The 2803-nt window shown below is 58.8% G+C and carries 2 protein-coding genes; both read right to left on the bottom strand.

Annotation, left to right across the window (positions count from 1 at the left end; translation table 11 throughout):
• Positions 1 to 216: 216 nt before the first annotated feature.
• Entirely contained in the window at positions 217 to 1788 is a 1572-nt protein-coding gene (locus tag Q0F21_RS06920) for a THUMP domain-containing protein (protein ID WP_297238582.1), read from the bottom strand.
• Between the two features lie 209 nt (positions 1789 to 1997).
• Complete coding sequence (tpiA, locus tag Q0F21_RS06915) at positions 1998 to 2753, bottom strand: triose-phosphate isomerase (protein WP_297238580.1); 756 nt, start codon at positions 2751 to 2753, stop codon at positions 1998 to 2000.
• Positions 2754 to 2803 lie beyond the last annotated feature (50 nt).

The raw sequence follows: 2803 nt of genomic DNA, 5'->3' as shown, positions 1-2803 counted from the left end.
CCCCTGCGGGATCGGCATGCGGTAGCAGCAGGGCTGGGATCAGTCGACAGGATTGCACAGCGACAGGGATTATCACTCCTTTGCTTTAAGGCTCAAATGCGTCACCCCGGTCTCCGGATCCATGGCATAATCGATGGAGAGAAAAAAGAGTAGGAGGAAAGCCGTCTGCTTTCCTTCTACTCTTTTTTACCCATATGGAGGGTCCCCCCACCGATCTTACTCCTCCGAGTCCTCCCTATGGCGACGCGGTCTGAAGATGCGGGGACGCTCCTCCCGATCATCATAGCGGCGCGGTCGGCGCGGCTTCCGATCGTCATCCAGCCTTGCTCTGAAGGCAGGCTGTCTGTCGTCCCTTCGGTCACTGCGACGGTGGCGGGATCCATCCTCACCGGCCCGGCGCTCAAAGCGACGCGGACGCTCCTCCGAGTCTCCATGCTCACCCGCGGGACGCTTACCGTACGGCTTGCCGCCCCTATGGGGACGGCGCTCCCGGTCGCTGTCGAAGGTGCGACCGTCCTTGCGGTAGCCGGTCATCGACCGACGGAAGTCCTCCTGCTCGCGGTAGAAAGAGCCTCGTTCCTCCACCGGAGTCAGCTCCCCTGCATCCGACAGCTCCTGGAGGTGCTCGTCGCGCTTGCCACTGAAGAGCTCGTACCCTCTCAGCTCGCACGGGAGGGAGCCATTGTAAAGCTCTTGCCTCACGGACTGCTTAAGCCCCACTGCATCAAATCCCTCCTGCCCGGACGAGATGATCCACGCCTTCCATCCAGAGAAAGCGTGCTTAAGCGTCGAGCCGATAGAGCCATACAGACCCTCCACCGACTCCGGACGCATACGCTCCCCATAGGGCGGATTCATCACGATGATCCCTGTGTCGGCAGGTCGATTGTCGAGTGTGTAGTCATCGATCGGGCAGACATTGAGGTCAATGTACTTCTGCACGCCGGCTCGCTGGATATTGGCCCGGGCGATGGCGATCGCCTTAGGATTAATGTCCGAGCCGTAGATCTTATGTTTCGGCTCCACCTCATCCCACTCCTCAAGCACCTCGTCCAGGAGCGACTGATCGAAGTCCAGCCACCGCTCAAAGGCAAAGTGGTCTCTGAAGATGCCCGGCGGCACGTGAGCTGCCATGAGCGCAGCCTCGGTCAGGAACGTCCCCGAGCCGCACATCGGATCGAGGAGGACGCTGCTGTCATCCCACCCGGCACGCATCAGGATCCCCGCCGCCAGCACCTCGCTGATCGGAGCCGGCCCCTGTGCCACTCGGTAGCCCCGCTTATGGAGCGACTCGCCGGAGGAGTCGAGTGCCAGCGTCACCACCGTATCGGCGATATGGACGTGGAAGCGCACATCCGGATCCATCACCGCTACATTGGGACGACGGTCGGCACGCTCACGGAAGAAGTCCGACACCGCATCCTTGGCTCTATAGGCGACAAACTTGCTGTGCGTGAAGACATCCGAGTAGACCACGGTATCGAAGGCAAAGGAGCTATTGGGCTCTAAGAAGTCTCCCCAATTCACATCATTATGCAGATGCTCATAGAGCTCGTCCGCATTGGTCGCCTCAAACTGATCAATCGGGACCAACACCCTCAGAGCGGTGCGCAGATGGACATTGGCCTTGTAGAGAAGGCGCTTATCGCCCTTAAAAGCAACCATACGACGCCCCGGCATAATATCAGACGCGCCCAGGGTCTCCAGCTCTTTACAGAGGATATCCTCCAGACCCGCCATCGTCTTGGCGAGCATGTCGAAGGTGCCCTCGGTATGACTTACACTCATCAAAAAAGTATTCTTTGTTTATTATCCGACAAAGGTACGAAGAATAAGACCGCTGCAAAACGCCCCCACCCCCATCATCCGTGCAGAGTACAGGAGGAATACCGAATGAACCCATAGGCATTAAAAAAGGACCCCGGGTGGGGTCCTATAGTGGGTGTCTGTCGGGAGACCCGCAGAGGGGTGCGACAGTTATTGTGAGAGGTGCTGTATCAGAAGGCCTCTACGATCGGGAGGAACTTCTCTGCCGAGAGGGAGGCGCCGCCGATCAGTCCGCCATCGACATTGGGCTTAGCGAAGAGCTCAGGGGCATTCTTCCCATTGCAGGAGCCTCCGTAGAGGATCGAGGTCTCCTCAGCGATCTCCTTGCCATAGCGGTCGGCGATCGTCTGGCGGATATACTTCAGCATCTCCTCTGCCTGCTCGCTCGTGGCGGTCTCACCGGTGCCGATCGCCCAAATCGGCTCGTAGGCGATGACGACGCTGCGGAACTCGTCCTCGCTGAGATTGAAGATCCCGTCCTCGAGCTCCTTGCGGACGACGTCAAACTGTCGTCCATCCTTGCGCTCCTCGAGGTCCTCACCGCAGCAGAAGATCACCTGCAGTCCGTTGTCGAGTGCCTGTGCCACCTTGGCAACCAGGGTCTCAGAGTCCTCGCTGTAGTACTGACGACGCTCGCTGTGACCGAGGATGACCGCTTTGGCTCCAGTGCTGGCTACCATGGCTGCGGAGACCTCGCCGGTGTAGGCGCCCTTCGGTTCGGTGGCGCAATTCTCTGCTGCCACGATGATGTCGGTACCCTTGACCGCCTCAGCTACAGCGCAGAGGTGGGTAAAGGGGACGCCGAGGACGACGTCGCACTTGCGGTCCACGCCCTCGAGAGCCTGGCGAACACTTTTCGCAAGCTCGATTCCCTCGGGGACGGTAGTATTCATCTTCCAGTTGGCAGCTGCAATTTTCTTTCTCATAATCAATCTTTACTCTGTTAGTATGCTTGTTAGTTGTGGATGTCTGAATA

Source organism: uncultured Porphyromonas sp., assembly GCF_934359325.1.
In the GTDB taxonomy this organism is placed as follows: Bacteria; Bacteroidota; Bacteroidia; order Bacteroidales; family Porphyromonadaceae; genus Porphyromonas_A.
Note: the sequence above shows the minus strand (reverse complement) of the source record. Positions and strands in the feature narration are given on the sequence as shown.

Excerpts from the sequence above, each read along its gene's own strand:
- Q0F21_RS06920 (WP_297238582.1), bottom strand. The coding sequence starts at position 1,788 with ATGAGTGTAAGTCATACCGAGGGCACCTTCGACATGCTCGCCAAGACG.
- tpiA (WP_297238580.1), bottom strand. The coding sequence starts at position 2,753 with ATGAGAAAGAAAATTGCAGCTGCCAACTGGAAGATGAATACTACCGTC.